This is a genomic window from Aquimarina spinulae (genome assembly GCF_943373825.1).
GTDB classification, from domain to species: Bacteria; Bacteroidota; Bacteroidia; order Flavobacteriales; family Flavobacteriaceae; genus Aquimarina; species Aquimarina spinulae.
On sequence record NZ_CALSBP010000002.1, the window covers coordinates 3,419,129 to 3,438,616 of the forward strand.

Here is a 19,488-nt window from a genome sequence, read left to right on the forward strand (position 1 = left end):
GTTTTGAGTTGATTGATAAAAATGTAAATATATGGTTTGTGAATAGTGAAATAAGCTGGCAAAACTTTAGGTGTTATTGATAATATGCTAAAAAAAACACCTATGATTTTATGATTTTATTGTATTTAACAGCAATTGTTGTATTTTTCACGGATTTTTTAGTATTCTTGGCGTCAACAATTTTTAAAAATTATATCATATGAAAATTACAAAATTGTTTTTTACAATTACGATTTTTATAGGTCTTGTAGCATCAGCACAAGACAAAGCTTTTACTCTACAGGAAATCTGGGGAGGGACTTTCAGAACAGAAGGGTTGCAATCATTACATTCTATGAAAAATGGAACTGAATATTCGGTCATAGAAAAGGATGCAGCTTCTGAAGCAATTAATATTGAAGTGTATTCATACGAAACTGGTGAGAAAGTAAGAACCTTAATAAGTACTGCTTCTATAGATGATCTATCTACGTTTCAAGGATATTCTTTTAGTAAAGATGAAAATAGAGTTTTACTTTCGAGTGAGCTAGAACAGATATATCGTCGTTCTTCAAAAGGGATTTATCATATTTATGATGTTCCTTCTAAAGGTATTTTTAAAGTTAGCGATAAAAAAATACAATCCCCTATGTTATCACCAGATGGAAATAAGATAGCATACGTTCTGGATAATAATATTTATATGCTAAATTTTGTAACCGGTAAGGAGGTACAATTAACCGATGATGGTAAGAAAAATGAAATTATTAACGGGATTACAGATTGGGTGTATGAAGAAGAATTTTCTTTTGTTAGAGCCTTTGATTGGAGTGCCGATAGTAACAAGATTGCTTTTTTACGATTTGATGAAAGAGAAGTGCCTGAGTTTTCTATGGATGTTTATGGTAAAGATTTATATCAAAAACAAGAAGTTTTTAAATACCCTAAAGCAGGAGAGAAGAATGCAAAAGTCTCCTTGTTTGTAGCAGATATTAGTGCAATGGCATTAGATCAAATTAAACTAGGCGATTATAAAGATTTTTATATCCCTAGAATAGAATGGACAGCAAATCCAGATATTTTGAGTGTACAGGTAATGAACAGACATCAAAATAATCTGGATTTAATTTTTGTAGATGCTAAGACCAAAGCTGCAAAAGTTGTACTTAATGAAAAAGATGATGCTTATATAGATATTACAGATAATCTTACATTCTTAGACGATAATAGCTTTATATGGACTAGCGAAAAAGATGGGTATAATCATATATATCATCATGCAGCAACTGGTGAATTGGTAAATCAGGTTACAAAAGGACCTTGGGAAGTAACTAGTTATTATGGTTATAATAAAAAGAATAAAACTATATACTATCAAAGTGTAGAGAACGGAAGTATCAATAGAGATATTTATAGTGTTACTTTGGATGGAAAAGATAAAAAGCGATTAAGTCAAAAAGATGGAACTAATGACGCAGACTTTAGTGCAGATTTTAGTTTATATATTAATTACTTTTCTAATGCGACTACTCCTTATGAATATTCATTAAATGATGGCAAGACAGGAAAAGTTGTTCGTGAAATCAAGAACAATAAAGGGCTGTTAGAGAAACTGGCAAAATACGATGTAAGACCAAAGGAGTTTTCTACAATAGAAGTTAATGGAGAACAATTAAATACCTGGATGATCAAGCCCAAAGATTTTGACCCAAAAAAGAAGTATCCATTGTTTATGTATCAATATTCTGGACCAGGATCTCAATCGGTAAAAAATTCATGGCATAGAGCAAATGATTATTGGTATATGATGTTGGCGCAACAGGGATATATTGTTGTTTGTGTTGATGGTAAAGGAACTGGCTTAAAAGGTGCTAAGTTTAAAAAAGCTACTCAAAATGATCTAGGAAATCTAGAGGTTCAGGATCAGATTGCTGCTGCTAAGTATTTTGGAGGATTAGAATATATTGATGCATCCCGAATTGGGATTTGGGGATGGAGTTACGGAGGCTTTATGTCTAGTAATTGTTTATTTAAAGCTCCGGATACCTTTAAAATGGCAATTGCTGTAGCGCCAGTTACAAGTTGGAGATTTTATGATACCATTTATACGGAACGATATTTGATGACTCCTCAGGAGAATGCGAAAGGATATGACGATAATTCGCCTATTAATTTTGTGAATGGATTAAAAGGAAAATTCTTATTAGTACATGGTAGTGCAGATGATAATGTGCATGTTCAAAATACAATGCAATTGGTTGAAGCATTGATTCAGGCAAATAAAGATTTTGATTGGGCAATTTATCCCGATAAAAACCATGGAATTTACGGTGGTAATACTAGATTACATTTATTCAATAAGATGACTAACTTCATTAAAAACAACTTATAATTAATTAAACAAACGTAATGGCAAATACAGTTAAAGCAGCTCATCAGAAAGAGCTTTTTGGGCATCCGGTGGGATTATACATTTTATTTTTTACAGAAATGTGGGAACGTTTTTCATACTATGGTATGAGAGCAATTTTTGTGTTATATCTAACAGCTAAAACCGTGGATGAAAATGCAGGTTTAGGCTGGTCATCTGGAGAAGCTTTGGCACTGTATGGATGGTATACGATGTTGGTTTATGTAGCATCAATTCCTGGTGGATGGATTGCAGATAAATTTTTGGGGCAAAAAAAATCAGTCTTAGTAGGAGGGATTTTACTGGTTGCAGGGCATAGTATTTTGGCTGTTGAAGAAATGTGGGCCTGGTATTCTGGTCTTGGATTAATTATAGCAGGAGTAGGAATGCTAAAACCTAATATTTCAACCATGGTTGGTGGTTTGTATAAACAAGGAGATATACGAAGAGATAAAGGATTTACTATTTTTTATATAGGAATTAATGTTGGTGCATTTTTGTCAAGTTTAATCGTAGGATATGTAGGAGAAGTACATGGATGGCATTACGGTTTTGGCCTTGCAGGAATAGGAATGGCATTGGGATTATTACAATACTTATTGGGACAAAAATACCTTGCAGACGTAGGTAACTTTTTAGGAGCTTCTGAAAAAGAAGAAGATAAAGAGGCTATGAAAAAACCATTAACTAAGATCGAAAAAGATAGAATTGTTGTCTTGTTTATTTCATTTCTTTTAGTGATCGTTTTTTGGGGAGCTTTTGAGCAGGCAGGAGGATTAATGAATATCTATGCCAAAGAAAAAACAAATAGAATGTTAATGGGATGGGAAGTTCCAGCTTCATGGTTTCAATCTCTAAATGCCATGTTTATAATTTTCTTAGGAACCACAATCGCTTGGTACTGGGCGAATAGAAAACTAAAAGGAAAAGTTTCGAGTTCTTTATTTAAGATGATTCTCGGGCTTATTATTATGGGTACAGGATTCTTTTTCATGACAGCTGCGTCTATGGAGTTTAACTCTGATGGATCTTCTGCAATGTATTGGTTAGTATTAGCATATTTGTTTCATACTATTGGAGAACTATGTATATCGCCTGTGGCATTGTCGTTTATTACAAAATTGGCTCCAGTTAAATATGGAGCATTAATGATGGGGGTATATTTTGCAATGACAGGCTTCGGAAATAAACTGGCTGGTTTATTAGGAGAATCTGCAGAAAACCTTGGAGAGTTTACCATCTTTACTGGAATAGCCGTTTTTTGTGTGATCTTTGGATTACTCGTTATGGTTTTTAGAAAAAAATTAGAAGTTCTAACACATGGTGTTGAAGATAAAGAAGGAACTTTACATGAAGAAGCTGAAGGTTTTGAATTAGCAGATAACTCATAAAATAATATTATGACGGTTCAAGACGATTCAAATGACTTTAGTCTATTAGGTCATAAACCCGCATTATATGTATTATTCTTCACAGAAATGTGGGAACGCTTTTCGTACTACGGAATGCGCGCAATTTTTGTGTTATTTTTAACCTCTACTTTTGCAGATGGAGGTTGGGAATGGTCTAATGAAAGAGCACTGGCTCTTTTAGGAACATACACTTCTTTAGTCTACGTAACTCCTGTTATAGGAGGGTGGATTGCTGATAAATTTACAGGATATCAAAAAGCAGTTGCGCTAGGTGCTCTGGTAATGACGCTGGGGCATGCTGCAATGGCATTAGAAACAGAGACTACACTGTATATAGGTGTAGGGCTTTTGATCATAGGTAGTGGCTTATTTAAGCCCAATATTACATCTATGGTTAGTGGCCTCTATGATAAGTTTCCCGAAAGGAAAGATGGGGCGTTTACCATTTTCTACATGGGTGTAAACTCTGGTGGATTTATTGGTGTTTTACTTTGTGGTTTCTTAGGTGAGAATTTGAGCTGGGCCTGGGGATTTGGTTTAGCGGGTATTTTTATGATGCTCGGGATGTTACAATTCTGGTTTGGTAGAAGTATTTTTGAGAATGTAGGAGTAGAGCCATCCAAAAAAATAGATTTATCAGATGCTATTGAAAACATGCCAGATGAAGTTGAAGAAAAAGTGCCTGCTCATGTACAAAGAGATCGCTACATTGTTGTAGGGGTCTTAGCATTTTTTGTAGTATTCTTCTGGGCATCTTTTGAACAAGCCAGTGGATCTATGACTATTTTTGCAAATAACTTTACGCAACGTGTATTAAGTGGAAGTTCTGCATCAATATTTAAAATAGTAGATACATTAATAACGATTGTGCCTTTAGGAGTTATCACCTGGGTTTTATTTAAACTGTTTGCCCAAACGTTTAAAAAAATATCATTATCCAATATTGTTTTGGGAGTAAGTTTTTTAAGTGTATGGGCAATTGCATTGTGGAAACTTTCTGTAATTCTTCCACAGGAAACAACTGAAATTCCTGCATCCTGGTTTTTAATTTTGAACTCATTATTTATTATTACTCTTGCACCTTTATTTTCTAAAGTATGGGAAAGTAAGTATAATCCTTCTGCCACTGTGAAGTTTGGATTAGGAATGATATTATTAGGTATAGGATTCGGAATGCTCGCATGGGGTTCTGCATCGATTCCTCAGGGAGCAAAGACGGCATCTGTTAGTTTGATATGGTTAGTTGTGGCTTATTTATTGCATACTATGGGAGAATTATGTTTATCTCCAGTTGGGTTATCCTATGTTTCAAAATTAGTACCAGCAAAAAAAATAGGATTAATGTTTGGTCTATGGTATCTGGCTATTGCTATTGGTAACAAATTAGCTGGTTTTGTAGGAGGTTATATTGATGTGATTGTCAATAAATATTCAATGTCAGCTTTCTTTTTGATCTTTACTATAGTTCCTATAGCTGTTGGAGTAATATTAATTTTAATTACTTCAAAAATGAAGAAAATGATGCATGGAGTGCATTAGTGTGCAATAAAATATATAACTTTACTTGCTTCCCAAAGGCAAATGAATTTTTAATAAGGAATGATTTTTGTTTCCGACTAGTTATAAAAATTTTGGATTTATGAAAAACCTACTTTTTATTTTTGGATTTCTGCTAAGCTTTTACACTCAAGCACAAGAAATCAAATGGATGTCTATGAATGATGCTTTAGAGGCTCAGAAAAAAGAACCTAAAAAGATCTTTATGGATGTATATACAGATTGGTGTGGGCCTTGTAAGCTTTTGGACAAAAAAACATTTCATAATAAGGATGTAGTTTCTTATGTAAATAAGAACTACTATGCAGTAAAGTTTAATGCAGAAGGAACAGAAGAAATAAAATACAATGATTTTACCTATACCAATCCAAATTATAATCCGGATAGGAAAGGAAGAAACAGTCAACATTTTTTTGCAAACGCACTCAAAATAACTGGATATCCTAGTATGGTATTTTTTGATGAAAAAGGAAACCTTATTGCTCCTGTGGTGGGTTATAAAACTCCACAACAGTTAGAGATATATCTTAAGATGATCCATAATAATGATTATAAAAGGTTAACCAGTACAGATGCATGGCAGAAATATGAGCGATCTTTTGTAAGTACTTTCGAGAATTAATACAGATTACTATATTTTTAAAAGTCTCCATTTTGATCATACGATCAAAATGGAGACTTTTTTATGAATACAATTAGCTACAAAAAACATCTTTATTTATAGATTTGTGTATTTTATCTTGTTTTTCTGTCTTTTTATCGTAAATTGGCCATAATAACATTCAAATAGGATGTTTTTTTGTTTTTACGAAAGATTTTCTTTCAAATTCAAAAATTGAGAATGATTTCGATATTAAGCTTGTGTATAACCAGCTTTTGTATTCATAGAATTAAGTCAATTCAAAATGCATTAGTCTTGATCCTAAATAAGGATAATACAATTAATTGAAGATCCATTCGTTAGTTAATAATAAACCTAAAATAATACCCAAATCTGATTCACGAAATGAAAATAAAACTAATCTAGCTTAATTCAATTTTAATACCTACTCTATAAATTGTAATTGCTTTTTTGATTTTATTTATACTTTTTTGAATTGTAAACCTACTTATGAAAAGAATACTAGTCATAGCTGTCCCGTCTATGTTGTTTATTGCGTTACTTTTTTCTTTTGTTTCAGCAGAACAACCAGAATTACCTCGAGAATCTCAAGCTATTCAAATATCCCAACCAGCAGAAATTTATTTTCCGAATTCAGATAAAGAACGATTGGCAGATTCTATCCAGGCGTATTTTAACAAGGCAATAGATCAACATCAAATTGTAGGAGCGGCTGTTGCCATTGTAAAATGTGATTCTATTATTTATGTAGATGGTTATGGTAAAAGGAATATCGCTTTAAAAGACAAGATTAATGAAGAAACCATCTTTAGAATTGGCTCGGTTTCTAAAGGTTTTGCAGGTATTCTTACCGGGATTCATGTAGAAGAAGGCTTAATAAATTGGGAAGATAAAATTGTAGATTATGTTCCAGAATTTCAATTGGCTAGTAAAGAACAAACAAAGAAAGTAACTTTATCCCATGTGTTGTCTCATACTGCAGGTTTACCATACCATAGCTTTACCAATCTTGTAGAAGATGGATTATCTATAACAAGAATTGCAAGCAAATTTAAAGAGGTACGTACTATCGAACAACCGGGTAATATATATAGCTATCAAAATGCTGTTTTTGCCTTAAGTGGTAAGGTAATAGAGCAAGTTACTGGTCAGTCGTTAAGAGAAGTTATTCAAAATAGAATTTTTGAACCTCTGCAAATGACTACTGCTTCGGCAAGTTATGAAGCTCTTAAGGAGTCTGATAATGTGGCACAACCACATCAGCGTATTCGGCATGGGTGGCGTTCTAAACGCATTAATAAAAAGTATTATAACAATGCCATAGCTGCAGGAGGGATTAATGCAAGTATAACAGATATGGGCAAGTGGATGAAATTTTTGCTTGGGAATAATCCAGAAGTAATGATGCCTAATACAATGCGTACTGTGTTTAGCCCAAAAATACAAGTAGGAGGAAGAAGACAGTATTATCAAAAGTGGCCAGGGTATTCAAAGTCTTCCTATGGTATGGGGTGGCGTGTACATTCTTTTGTAGATGCTGATACTAAAGAACCAAGTACTATTGTACATCATGGAGGAAGTGTTAATAACTATAGAAGTGAAATAGCAATTTACCCTAACGAAGATTTAGGAATCTGTGTGCTCTTTAATAGTCAAAATAAATTGGCCAAAGATTGTATACCGACAATCTATAAAATGATACAGGAGATAATGACTACTCAGAACGATCAATTACTAAAAGAATCTTTAGTATTGCTATAAAGTTTTTAAAAGTTTATTTTAATATAAAGGCTCCCTTTTTGTCTGTACGATGAAAAGGGATTTTTTGTTTTTCACAACTGATTTCCCACTGATCGATATAACTTTTGTAATTGCTCGCATCTACAACGATTTGTTTTGGATGTAAACTATCTATTACTCTATCCAGATGAATTTTTGGGGAATTCGACAAAATAATAATATCAGGATAAAAGCTTTTGATATGATAGATTGAAGTACTATCAATAACCATAATCGTTTGTTTTTTATATTGATAGATATTTTTTAATTGCATAACCGTATCTAAAGTAGCCTGATTCTTAGTAAGATAATTGCCAAATAAAAAATGCTGAGTTTTTACTGCAATAGAATCTTTACTGTATATCCTAAATTGTTGGTTTTCTAAGATCCCTAAAGTAGTATTACGTTGGTTATGAAATACAATTAATTCTTCTAGGTTCGAAATAGTATACTTTTCATATATCAAAACAGAGAACAGTGTAATTATTGATACTCCTAACGCGTACAATTTTTTCCTTTCAAATTTTTTGAACATCATGACCAAAAGAATAATAGTTAGGTATGAGATGATGCACATACTGGTCGAGAAAGGAATATTTTTAATAACAAAACTTTCTTGGTCAGCTATCCATCCAATAATAATATTCATGATGTCAATACAATTACCAAATAAAGCGGCTATAGGTCCAGGGAGAATATTTAGATAAGCGAGTAGAATGACCAAAATACCAAAGCCAAGAATACCTCCCAAAAAAGGAAGAATAATAAGATTAGAAATAAAAAACAAAAGAGGGAACTGATGAAAATATAATAATGTGAGTGGCAATAATCCAAGTTGAGCAGCCATAGTTACTGTAAATATTTCCCAAAGTTTTTTAGAAAGATAAAACTCAGGCTTATATATTTTAAATAATAGTGGTTGTATCCAGGCTATCGCAAAGACTGCTAAATAACTTAATTGAAACCCTACCGAAAACAATAGCAAAGGATTAAAACAAATGAGTATAAACAGAGAAATAAACAATGAATTGTAAATACTTGTTTTGGATCTAATTTTTATTCCTATAGCAAGAAAAGAAAACATAGTGACTGCCCTAAGTACTGATGGGGATAACCCCGCGATAATTGCAAAACACCAAAGTGATAAAATAGTGAGAATTAATTTGATTACTTTTCCGTTTTTATGATACCTATTTAGAGGTTTTAGGATTAAATTTAATAGGAGTAAAATGATTCCGACATGAAGTCCTGATACTGCCAAAATATGAATAGCTCCGGCATCTCTGTAATTGTCAAAAACATCTTGACTTATATCTTGTCTTTGCCCCAAAAGCAAAGCGTTAATAATAGATAACTGTGTGGAATTAAAATTGTATTTAGATAGTTTTAAATTACTGGTTTTTCTGATTTGATTTGCTACATAACCCAGAGAATATTCGATTTTATGGTTATCAATGAGCTGATGAGGTAATACAACGATCTTATGAGATATGTATTGAGCGTGTAAATATTTTGAATAATCAAATTGGTATGGATTTAAAGCACGAGGAATAGGTTTTAATGTGGTAAATGTGGTATATGTATTGCCTATATCCAAAACATTTTGTGTGCTATCTTTTGTGACCTGAAGTACTATTTTACCATGTACAACTTTGCCATCTACAAATTTGGTAGATACAATGTATTTATTATAGTAGGATGAAGGTTTTAATCGTTCTTTAATGTAAAATTGAATCCCTATATCATAGGGTTGCTCTTTTAGATTTATGTGATTGCTGTAGTGGTTTGAATAATTCTTTGGGTTGTGGATTTTGACTAAAGCGATTCCGAAAATGATGAAAACAATCGCCGTTATAATAACAAAAGAATGCCCTTTGCTAAACATCCTTTTTGATCGTTTCCATGAAACGCCAAGTATACATATAGAGATTGAGAAACTTAATACTACAATTTTAGGAACAATAGTCAAATGATACCCTATGAGTATGCCAAGTAAGGTCGAAATTGTGATGACTATAAAAGGAATATTAATGAGTTTCACATTAGAGACTTAATAAAGGATTATATTGAGTAATTATTAATTACTCAAAAACGTTCATAGTACAATGATAAGAGACCCTAGTTTCATTTTTCGGAACTGGGATTAATAAGAAGAAGTAGAAACAATGCTGTTCAGAAAGGAGAGAGAATCTATTAAGAGAATGATTTATTTACTAAGCAAATACCGTTGGCTATAAAACTCTTCTGGCGCCGGCAAAGCATTTGTTCCAATATTTCTCATCAAGACTAGATATAATAACCCCTCTTGATGTAGATGCATGAATGAACCTAATGACTCCTTTGGTTTCAACGACAAGCCCGACATGAGAAATAACATTTTTTCTTTTATTGGTTTTAAAAAAAAGTAAATCACCAACGATTACCTTTTTTAATGATATGGCTTTACCTTGGGTAGCCATTGTCCTAGAAGTTCTCGGAAGAATAATATTCTCTTTCTTAAATGAAGTATATACCAGACCAGAACAATCCATTCCTTTCCTTGTAGTACCTCCAAATTTGTACCGAGTACCACCAAAAGTTTTAGCATAACTCACAATACTTTTAATTTTTTTGGAGTTGGGACTTCTGGTTGTTTTGACTTTAACAGTAGTTCTATTTTTTGAAGATATAACTGCTTTGTTTTTAGAAGAACTTCCACAAGAAGTTAAAACTGTAATAATTAAAAGATAAAAGATTACTCTTTTCATTAGACTTGGGTTTATAACAAAAATACATGTTTTTGGTCAAACCTTTAATGAGTTTAAAATTGTTTAAGAGGCTTTTAATTTTTTTTATTGTTATAAATAAGCGTTTTATCCTAGTATAAATTATTGTTTATATGCTGTAATTACGGGTTTTGCGGTATTTATCTAAGGTTATAGAGTAAAAGACAATATAATTTAATATCTTATTAGTTAAATACTTATTAATATTCTTCAGATGAAATTGAAGGTACTCCCATATAGTATGTATTTTTTAATACATTTTGCTATTACTTCTTTAACAGCGCAAGTTACTGATAAAGAGGTGAGTTCTGATAGTATAAGGGAGGTTTTAGAAGAATCTTCAAAGTCATTTTCAACGCAAACAACAGAAGGAAAAGAAAAGGGAATCTATTTTTTAGAGCTTGCAGAAAAATTGATAAAAAAAGTTAATGACCCCTTGCTTGAGATTCATATTAATAGAAAGAAAATGGATTTTTTTCTGGATAAAAGAGATACCATTAGAGTTGAAGAATATTTGGCCAAAAATCTAAAAATCATTAAACAAATAGATAATAACAGGCAGCTTGGGCTGTATTATGAAGGGCTTGGAGTGCATAAATCTATGCAAGGAAAAAAGGAAGAGGGGTATCAAGCTTACCTTATTGCAGAACAATTATTAAGGAAGTATGGAAAACCTAAAGATGTGATTGATATCAATTACAATCTTTGTTCACGATATATGATGGTAAAAAGGTGGAACGAAGCCATTGAGCACGCATTAAAATCGTTAAATGCAATAAAAAAAACAAAGGTCAAAAAGGATAGAAGGAAAAATTTAAATCTTTTTTTGGCAGAAAGTTATATCAATTTAGAAGAATTTGAAAAAGCAGAACGTTATTTTGACACTATTGAAAGGGAAAAATCTGCTTATTCTGGAGATTTGAACTTTGAAGGAAGATTATATTCTGGTAAAGGGTTGTATTATGAAAAAATTGGAGACTATAAAAATGCAGCGCTTTTTTATAGTCAATCCTTCAATAATCTTTTAGAATACTATGCTCAAAGAACAAGAGAAGTAAGTACAGCACTTGCACTATCAAATCAATTAAACCTGAAAGAAGAAGAAAATAAAAGGATAAAACTAGAAAATGATTTAAAAGCAGAACAATTAAGAAATAGAGGCCATATCATTTTGTTAAGTGTAATAATTATTCTCGGATTAATTCTAATGAGTATAATTCAATACAGAGTCTCTTTATATAAAACGAAAATAAATAAATTACTCCAAAAGAATTATGAAGAATTGGTAGAAGCCAATCAAAAAGTAGACGAAGCACTAAAAGCGAAGTCAGAGTTTTTAGATTCGGTTACTCATGAGCTTCTCACTCCTTTAAATACAATAAAAGGCACAACATTTTTACTGCAAAAAGAAGAATTGACATCACATCAGGTAAATCAAATGAAGTTAATCAACTTGTCTAGTGATTATTTATTAAACCTGATTGCTGATGTAATCCACTTAAATGATCTTGAAAAAGGAAAGCTAGAACTAAAAAATGAGAAATTTGACCTAAGAACGTTATTGAATAGCTTAGTGGATTCTTCTGTGTTAATGAAGGATAATAATAATAAAATTCATAAAAAAATTGATAGTAATATTCCTGATAACCTAAAGGGAGATGTTCTTAGGGTTTCTCAAATCTTCTTAAATATATTGGATAATGCTTTAAAATTTACGAGAGACGGAGATGTATATGTTAAGGCCTTATTGGTTTCGAAAATAGATAATAAAGCAGAAATAGAGTTTTCTATCCGAGATACCGGCATAGGCATGTCAGAAAAGCAAATTAGTAAGGCTTTTGAAGCTTTTCATCAGGGATCAGTTAAAATCAATAGAAAATATGGAGGTACGGGACTAGGGTTGTCGATCGTAAAAAAAATACTGAAATTACAAGGAAGTGATGTCATTTTAAAATCTAAACCAGGAAAAGGGACTTTGGTTTTATTTACCATGAAATTTGATGTTCCTGAACAAGTAATAGAAAAAAATATGTTCTCGGGAAACGGTTATGACGAATCACCAGAAGGGATTAATGTTCTATTGGTAGAAGATAATAAGGTAAATCAATTAATTACAGAAAAGATAATTTCAAATTATGGCTTTTACTGTGATTCTGCTAATGATGGAAAGGAAGCAGTAGATATGGTTAAGAAAAATAAATATTCTATGATCTTGATGGATATTATGATGCCAAAAATGGATGGTTTTGAAGCTACAAAATATATAAAACAATTTGATCAAGGAATACCTATAGTTGCATTAACAGCAATATCCGAGAAATTGAACAGAGAAAAATTTAATGAAGTAGGAATATACACTGTTCTTAATAAACCAGTAGATCCAGAATTACTTTACGAAACTATTATGGTGTGTTGTGATAAATAGAAAATCAATTTTTTATAGACTCTACAATTAATTTTGCGGTCTTATCATTAGCCCCTCTACCGCCAAGCTTTTTTTCGAGATCATAATACTCCAAAAACATAACTGCTCTTTTATAATCATCAATTATTATGGTAAGCTCTTCTTTAAGCCTTTTAGGATTAAAATCACCTTGTATTAATTCGGTTACAACAGGTTTATCCATAATTAAGTTTACCAAAGAAATATAATCAAGGTTAATAATTCGTTTTGCAATTTGATAAGAAATAGAGTTCCCTTTGTAGCATACAACTTCTGGTACTTTAAATAAGGCAGTCTCCAGGGTTGCAGTACCCGAAGTTACTAAGGCAGCATTACTAAGGCTTAATAAATCATACGTTCGATTCATAATTAAGTGAACTCCTTGTTTTTTAATAAAGGGAGCATAGAAAGAAGCCTCCTGGCTTGGTGCTCCTGCAATGACGAATTGATAATTAGGGAAATCGTCTACAACAGTAAGCATAACCTCAAGCATTTTACGAATTTCTTGTTTTCTACTTCCCGGAAGTATAGCAATAATAGGTCGATCATCTAAATTGTATTCAGTTTTAAAGGCTTCGGGCATAATTTGCTTATGATCTGCAATAGCATCAATTAATGGATGTCCTACAAATTGAACCGGAAACTCATGTTTGTCTTCATAAAAAGATTTTTCGAAAGGTAAAATTACATACATCATATCTACACATCGTTTGATAGATTTTATTCTTCCTTCTTTCCAGGCCCATATCTGGGGAGAAATATAATAATGTGTTCTGAACCCTTTTTCTTTAGCCCATTCTGCAATACGCAAATTAAACCCCGGATAATCTATAAATACAATCACATCTGGCTGAAAACTTGTAATATCTCGTTTACAAAGTTTTAGGTTTTTAAGGATAGTAAACAAGTTTAATAAAACCTCTACAAACCCCATAAACGCCAAATCTTTATAGTGTTTTACCATCGATCCACCAACAGCCTGCATAAGATCCCCACCCCAGAATCTAAACTCTGCTTGAGGGTCTTCTTTAAGAATTGATTTCATAAGATTTGCACCGTGTAAATCCCCAGATGCTTCTCCTGCGATGAGGTAGTATTTCATGTGTTTATATTTACTATTTTTCAAAAGTCACATGCTGTTCACTATTAATCATTCCTTTGGAGTGATAAAGTTTTTAGCATGCTCGTTTCATGTTTTTTAATTTTTTTAAGGGCAGATAAAATATCGAACAACTACAAATTTAATGTTTCCGAAGTATCAAAAACTAACATTTTGGTTATCGATTTTATCTAAAAAATATGATATTATCTTTTTAAGATCACCCAAATTTACTAATTGCAATACAAATAGCCGCAATAAGCGTAGCAAGAAGCACGCCACGAGCTCGATATATATTATTTTTTCTTAAAAAAAGAAAGAAAATAAGTAAATTAGGCATCGCTCCTAGAGCAATTAAGCTTCCTAAAGAGTCATTCTCTGCAGAAGCCTTTATCATTTCAGTAAATGATAATTCTTGAGAGCTTAGTGCAGAAAAAATAAATACACATAAGATAAATCCTATAGTATTCATAAGTAAACCGATTGTAAAACCAATAATAATCTCTTTTTTAATCATGTAGTGACCAATTGTTTAGTTCTTGTATAAAGTGATGAGCAGTAAGATCAAATTGAGTAGGTACTATAGAGATGTAGCCATGATGTAGTGCCCATTCATCAGTATCTTCACCCTTATCCTCGTTAATAAATTCCCCAGAAAGCCAGTAATACTCTCTTCCCATAGGGTTTGTTCTCTTGTCAAACTCTTCTACCCAATGGGCATTCGCCTGGCGACATATTTTTACACCTTTTATGTCTTCTTTGGTTAATTTTGGAATATTCACATTAAGAACTACTCCTTTTGGCAATCCGTTTTTGAGGACATTTTCTACAATAATTTTCACATATTTCTTCGAAGGCTCAAAATTTGCATCCATACTATAATCAAGTAATGAAAATCCAATAGCAGGAATTCCTTCAATGCCTGCTTCGACAGCGGCACTCATTGTACCCGAATAGATTACATTAATTGCTGAGTTTGAGCCATGGTTAATACCACTTACACATAAATCAGGTTTCCTGTCAAGGATTTCGCGGGATGCCATTTTTACGCAATCTACGGGAGTGCCCGAACAACTATATTCTTTTTGTGGAGCATTTTTATTAATAACAACAGGATCACAATAGAGAGTACTATTAATTGTTATAGCGTGACCCATTCCGCTTTGCGGACTATCTGGGGCAACTACCACAACATCACCAATTTCATTCATAACATCTATAAGTGCACGTATTCCCGGGGCAGTAACCCCATCGTCATTAGTGACTAAAATCAATGGTCTTTTTTGCGGCATAGCTTAAAATTTTACGACTGTAAAAATACACTTTTTTTATACGAAATAAGAATTCCTAAAAAGTCAATATCTACTAAAATAGTAATGATAAATATTTCATTAAAAAATTATAAAACAATAAATATGAACAGATGGAATTTTATGAGAATAAAGAGTAAGAAATAATATTAGCTCATTTAAGAAAAATTTAGTATTATTACGTGTTATTGGCACGATTTTTAATGTATTTTGCCTTGAATCCCTAAATTAAATGAGCGTATGAAAAAGAGTTTTTTGATTTTGATGCTTACCGTGATCGTTTCGGCAGCTTCTTGCAGTTTTACCACAAAGGCTGAAAATGATCCTGATAAAGATAAATTGCTAATTGATTTAATAAGTTATGTCTTAGGTAAAGGACATTATGATGCAAAGGATATAAATGATGATTTTTCTAAGGAAGTTTTCTCTGATTATGTTGATGCCTTAGATCCTCTGAAACGATATTTTTATAAAAGTGATATTGAAGAATTTAGGAAGTTTGAAAAACTGATTGATGATGAAATCAGAAATAAAGAAATAACTTTCTTTAACCTAACTTATGATCGTTTACAACAACGAATGGCAGAGGCTAGAACGTTGCATAAAGAAATCCTGGAACAACCTTTTAACTTCGAGAAAGACGAAAACATCGATACAAATTATGAAAACTTACCTTATGTAGAGAGTAAAAGTCAAATGAAAGATCGTTGGAGATTGCAACTTAAATTTAATGCATTATCTAGCTATTATGATAAAGTTGAAGAGCAAATAGATTCTGTTACCAAAAACAGTAATTATAGTCGTAAAACTTCGATTGTCTTAGAAAAAGAATCTCGTGAAATCACAAAAACTTCACTAAAAGAGTATTTTGAATTTGCAGATGATTTAGAACGAAAAGATTGGTTTTCGATATATATTAATTCTATTGTAGAAGAATTTGATCCTCATACCTATTATTTTGCTCCCCAGGATAAAGATAGATTTGATATTGCAATGTCAGGAAAGTTAGAGGGAATCGGAGCCAGATTACAAAAGAAAAATGATAATGTAAAAATAATAGAGATTATTTCTGGAGGTCCTGCCTGGAGAGGTAATGAAGTTGAAGTAGGGGATCTTATCATGAAAGTAAAGCAGGAAGATGAAGAAGAGCCTGTAAGTATTGTTGGAATGCGCCTTGATGATGCTGTAAGTTTAATTAAGGGCCCAAAAGGCACAAAAGTAATACTAACAATAAAAAAGGTTGATGGCACTATCGAGATTATAGAGATTGTTAGGGATGTTGTAGAGCTCGAAGAGACATATGCAAAATCATCTATAGTTAAAAAGAATGATAAAACATTTGGTGTCGTTAATTTGCCAAAGTTTTATTTTAACATGCAAGATTATAATCAACGTAATGCTGCCAAAGATGTAAAACAAGAAATTATCCGTCTTAAAGAACAAGATATGGATGGTTTGGTAATCGACTTACGAGATAATGGAGGAGGTTCTTTGCAAACCGTAGTAGATATTGCAGGATTATTTATTGAAAAAGGTCCGATAGTACAAGTTAGAACAAAAGGAGAATCTCCAGAAGTTTTAAGTGATAAAGACAGAAATATACTTTGGGATGGTCCATTAGTTATTTTGGTAAATGAATTATCTGCTTCTGCTTCAGAAATTTTAGCTGCTGCTATGCAGGATTATAAAAGAGCAATCATTATAGGAAGCAAACAAACCTATGGTAAAGGAACTGTTCAAAATGTAATGGATCTTAATAGATGGATGCGTAGTAATGACTTTGGAGATCTGGGAGCTTTAAAACTGACTACTCAGAAGTTTTATAGAGTAAATGGAGGTTCGACACAATTAGAAGGTGTGAAAAGTGATGTTGTAGTTCCAGATCGTTATAGTTATATTGATATTGGCGAAAAAGACCAGGAAAATCCACTACCATGGGATAAAATAGCTGCTGCTGATTATGATCTTTGGGATGGTTATATCGATTTTGATCAAACCATCAATAACAGTAAAGAAAGAATGTCTAAAAATGATCAATTAAAATTAATTGAAGAAAATGCAAAGTGGGTTAGACAAAAAAGAGATATAAATAAATATTCTTTGCAGTTTAGTAAGTATAAGCTAAATATTGCACTTAACGAGAAACAAGCAGAGCGTTTTGATGCGATTAGTGATTATAAGACTAATTTAACTTTTCAATCTTTACCTTATGAAAAAGAATTGATGAAAAAGGATTCGATTCTAACTGAAAAAAGAAAAAGATGGCATGAAAGCCTTAGTAAAGATGTGTATGTAGAAGAGGCAATTAGTGTTCTTGAAGATTTGAAGATTAATAACATTCGAAGATCTAAAAATCCACTTACGGTAAAGAATTAATATATTAATGCCCAAAGCAAAATCAAACTCTTTAAGTATACTGGCGCTCCAAAAATTCAAGAAGAATTTTTGGGGCGTCTTGAGTTTTTATTTTATTGTTCTTTGTGCAATTATAGCGATTTTTGCTTATGTATTGGCTCCCGATGATTCTCAGAATGCAAATCAGATGCATTTATCTATTCATTCTAAACCTCCCGGGTTTGAAGTTAAAATGCTCACTATTCCTTCTCAGGACGTATCTGATCAATCCTTTTTAAATAAAATCTTTTTTGGAGAAAAAAATACAGATACAGAGATCCCTATTGACCGATATACCATACAAAATAATACAATAGAAATTTCCCCTTATAGTGAGGGAGAGGTTATAGAACTGTCAAAAGAAATCAAATTTGAACGTTTTCCTAAAGGATTAACAACGCAAGAAATTACAGATACCTATATAGAAACACAGACCTTTATTCTGGGTACCGATAAATACGGAAGAGACTTGTTAAGTAGAATGTTGGTCGGTATTAGGATTTCATTTTCTATTGGCTTTGTGGCTGTGCTAATTTCACTGATTCTTGGGATATCGTTAGGGGCTATCGCTGGATATTACGGAGGTAAAGTAGATGCTATGATCATGTGGTTAATAAATGTTACTTGGTCAATACCTACATTATTATTGGTTATTGCTATTACTTTGGCCCTGGGAAAAGGGTTTTGGCAGGTTTTTATTGCGGTTGGGTTAACCATGTGGGTAGAAGTGGCTCGTGTAGTTAGAGGACAGGTATTAAGCGTAAAACAAATGCAATATGTGACTGCTGCAAAAGCATTAGGATTTACCAATTTTAGAATTATCACAAAACATATACTACCCAATAGTTTAGCACCGGTAATTGTAATTTCTGCAGCGAACTTTGCAGGAGCTATTCTTATCGAAAGTGGTTTGAGTTTTCTGGGAATAGGAGCACAACCACCAATGCCAAGTTGGGGTGCGATGATCAAAGATCATTATTCTTATATCATCTTAGGTAAAGCATATCTTGCCATTATACCTGGATTAGGTATTATGAGTCTGGTAATGGCATTTATGCTAATAGGAAATGCACTAAGAGATGCATTAGATGTGAAAGGGTAAAAAAAATCAGGAGAACTGAATTCCAACGCTCCTGATTTATAACAAACTTGTTATATTTTATTATGCGAGGTGACAATAACCAATAAAACAAAGATAGTAATCATCATCAGGGCAATCTGATCTCCCTCTACACGGGATGCCACCACCGTTAATCGTTTGCTGTTGTTTTTTGTTTAATTCTTGTACTGTGTCAAGATTTAAAATACTTTGTAACATAATTAATGATTTTATAGAGTTAATATTCCCTCAATATATTTATAGACCTGTGAGGTTTTAGTGTCTGTATTTTTATAGTAAATCAAAATAGCAGTCAATTTTTTATATTATGAAACTCAAGTTTTATTGGTAATACTATGATATTAAAGATAATTACTATGCATAAACTAAACATTATTTAATGTATTGAATGATTACATGTTTTATGATAGATTCAAGCTTTTTTTTACTCATATACATTGAAATCAATCGAATGGATAAATAAAGAGTAAAAAGAATACTTTAGGAAGTCTTTTCTGTAAATTAGCTTAATTAGGATAATCTCAATTTTTAGCAAGAGATTTTAAATCAGAAATGGTATTAGACACTATGAGTCTGGTAATGGCATTTATGCTAATAG

At 32.2% G+C, this 19,488-nt stretch carries 14 protein-coding genes; 8 read left to right on the forward strand and 6 right to left on the reverse strand.

Going from position 1 to position 19,488, the window contains the following annotated elements; all coding sequences use genetic code 11:
* Positions 1-199 precede the first annotated feature (199 nt).
* The 5 genes from NNH57_RS20150 (at position 200) to NNH57_RS20170 (ending at position 7,741) form a co-directional block, all read left to right on the forward strand.
* A complete protein-coding gene (locus NNH57_RS20150; RefSeq protein ID WP_074409531.1) occupies positions 200-2,371 on the forward strand; it encodes a S9 family peptidase in 2,172 nt (723 codons plus the stop codon).
* 17 nt (positions 2,372-2,388) lie between these two features.
* Positions 2,389-3,780: a peptide MFS transporter gene (locus NNH57_RS20155; protein WP_074409532.1), complete on the forward strand. Its 1,392-nt coding sequence runs from the start codon at positions 2,389-2,391 to the stop codon at positions 3,778-3,780.
* 9 nt (positions 3,781-3,789) lie between these two features.
* Complete coding sequence (locus NNH57_RS20160) at positions 3,790-5,340, forward strand: peptide MFS transporter (RefSeq protein WP_074409533.1); 1,551 nt, start codon at positions 3,790-3,792, stop codon at positions 5,338-5,340.
* Positions 5,341-5,440: 100 nt separating this feature from the next.
* Positions 5,441-5,980, forward strand: a complete 540-nt coding sequence (locus NNH57_RS20165) for a thioredoxin family protein (RefSeq protein ID WP_074409534.1) — start codon at positions 5,441-5,443, stop codon at positions 5,978-5,980.
* 489 nt (positions 5,981-6,469) lie between these two features.
* The gene (locus NNH57_RS20170; RefSeq protein ID WP_082994983.1) at positions 6,470-7,741 is read left to right on the forward strand and encodes a serine hydrolase domain-containing protein; all 1,272 of its coding nucleotides are present in this window, start codon (positions 6,470-6,472) and stop codon (positions 7,739-7,741) included.
* A 13-nt stretch (positions 7,742-7,754) separates the two neighbouring features.
* Here NNH57_RS20170 and NNH57_RS20175 read toward each other — a convergent pair whose 3' ends face one another.
* A complete protein-coding gene (locus tag NNH57_RS20175) occupies positions 7,755-9,800 on the reverse strand; it encodes a ComEC/Rec2 family competence protein (protein ID WP_074409536.1) in 2,046 nt (681 codons plus the stop codon).
* A gap of 190 nt (positions 9,801-9,990) precedes the next feature.
* Positions 9,991-10,506, reverse strand: coding sequence for a C40 family peptidase (locus tag NNH57_RS20180; RefSeq protein ID WP_074409537.1), 516 nt, complete (start codon positions 10,504-10,506; stop codon positions 9,991-9,993).
* Positions 10,507-10,738: 232 nt separating this feature from the next.
* Between NNH57_RS20180 and NNH57_RS20185 the strand changes: the two genes are divergently transcribed.
* Complete coding sequence (locus NNH57_RS20185) at positions 10,739-12,949, forward strand: response regulator (protein WP_108807957.1); 2,211 nt, start codon at positions 10,739-10,741, stop codon at positions 12,947-12,949.
* 4 nt (positions 12,950-12,953) lie between these two features.
* Here NNH57_RS20185 and lpxB read toward each other — a convergent pair whose 3' ends face one another.
* The 3 genes from lpxB to surE form a co-directional block, all read right to left on the reverse strand.
* Positions 12,954-14,069 (reverse strand): lipid-A-disaccharide synthase, encoded by a 1,116-nt coding sequence (gene lpxB / locus NNH57_RS20190; protein ID WP_074409539.1) that lies wholly within the window; start codon positions 14,067-14,069, stop codon positions 12,954-12,956.
* Positions 14,070-14,286: 217 nt separating this feature from the next.
* Positions 14,287-14,583, reverse strand: coding sequence for a hypothetical protein (locus NNH57_RS20195; RefSeq protein WP_074409540.1), 297 nt, complete (start codon positions 14,581-14,583; stop codon positions 14,287-14,289).
* Positions 14,576-15,358 carry a 5'/3'-nucleotidase SurE gene (gene surE / locus NNH57_RS20200; RefSeq protein WP_074409541.1) on the reverse strand — a complete coding sequence of 261 codons (783 nt, stop codon included), beginning with the start codon at positions 15,356-15,358 and terminating at the stop codon, positions 14,576-14,578. The genes NNH57_RS20195 and surE overlap by 8 nt, the downstream gene beginning before the upstream one ends.
* Before the next feature lie 258 nt (positions 15,359-15,616).
* On the opposite strand from surE, the gene NNH57_RS20205 reads away from it, so the two are divergent.
* Together NNH57_RS20205 and NNH57_RS20210 are read left to right on the forward strand one after the other, a co-directional pair.
* Positions 15,617-17,752 (forward strand): carboxy terminal-processing peptidase, encoded by a 2,136-nt coding sequence (locus tag NNH57_RS20205; protein WP_074409542.1) that lies wholly within the window; start codon positions 15,617-15,619, stop codon positions 17,750-17,752.
* Positions 17,753-17,759: 7 nt separating this feature from the next.
* Positions 17,760-18,872, forward strand: coding sequence for an ABC transporter permease (locus NNH57_RS20210; protein ID WP_108807956.1), 1,113 nt, complete (start codon positions 17,760-17,762; stop codon positions 18,870-18,872).
* A gap of 60 nt (positions 18,873-18,932) precedes the next feature.
* Here the strand turns inward: NNH57_RS20210 and NNH57_RS20215 are convergent, their stop codons facing one another.
* Entirely contained in the window at positions 18,933-19,088 is a 156-nt protein-coding gene (locus NNH57_RS20215; protein WP_159099227.1) for a hypothetical protein, read from the reverse strand.
* Positions 19,089-19,488: the final 400 nt, after the last annotated feature.

Excerpts from the sequence above, each read along its gene's own strand:
- lpxB (WP_074409539.1), bottom strand. The coding sequence starts at position 14,069 with ATGAAATACTACCTCATCGCAGGAGAAGCATCTGGGGATTTACACGGT.
- NNH57_RS20150 (WP_074409531.1), top strand. The coding sequence starts at position 200 with ATGAAAATTACAAAATTGTTTTTTACAATTACGATTTTTATAGGTCTT.
- NNH57_RS20205 (WP_074409542.1), top strand. The coding sequence starts at position 15,617 with ATGAAAAAGAGTTTTTTGATTTTGATGCTTACCGTGATCGTTTCGGCA.
- NNH57_RS20185 (WP_108807957.1), top strand. The coding sequence starts at position 10,739 with ATGAAATTGAAGGTACTCCCATATAGTATGTATTTTTTAATACATTTT.
- NNH57_RS20155 (WP_074409532.1), top strand. The coding sequence starts at position 2,389 with ATGGCAAATACAGTTAAAGCAGCTCATCAGAAAGAGCTTTTTGGGCAT.
- NNH57_RS20215 (WP_159099227.1), bottom strand. The coding sequence starts at position 19,088 with ATGTTACAAAGTATTTTAAATCTTGACACAGTACAAGAATTAAACAAA.
- NNH57_RS20195 (WP_074409540.1), bottom strand. The coding sequence starts at position 14,583 with ATGATTAAAAAAGAGATTATTATTGGTTTTACAATCGGTTTACTTATG.
- NNH57_RS20165 (WP_074409534.1), top strand. The coding sequence starts at position 5,441 with ATGAAAAACCTACTTTTTATTTTTGGATTTCTGCTAAGCTTTTACACT.
- NNH57_RS20210 (WP_108807956.1), top strand. The coding sequence starts at position 17,760 with ATGCCCAAAGCAAAATCAAACTCTTTAAGTATACTGGCGCTCCAAAAA.
- NNH57_RS20160 (WP_074409533.1), top strand. The coding sequence starts at position 3,790 with ATGACGGTTCAAGACGATTCAAATGACTTTAGTCTATTAGGTCATAAA.
- NNH57_RS20170 (WP_082994983.1), top strand. The coding sequence starts at position 6,470 with ATGAAAAGAATACTAGTCATAGCTGTCCCGTCTATGTTGTTTATTGCG.
- NNH57_RS20180 (WP_074409537.1), bottom strand. The coding sequence starts at position 10,506 with ATGAAAAGAGTAATCTTTTATCTTTTAATTATTACAGTTTTAACTTCT.
- surE (WP_074409541.1), bottom strand. The coding sequence starts at position 15,358 with ATGCCGCAAAAAAGACCATTGATTTTAGTCACTAATGACGATGGGGTT.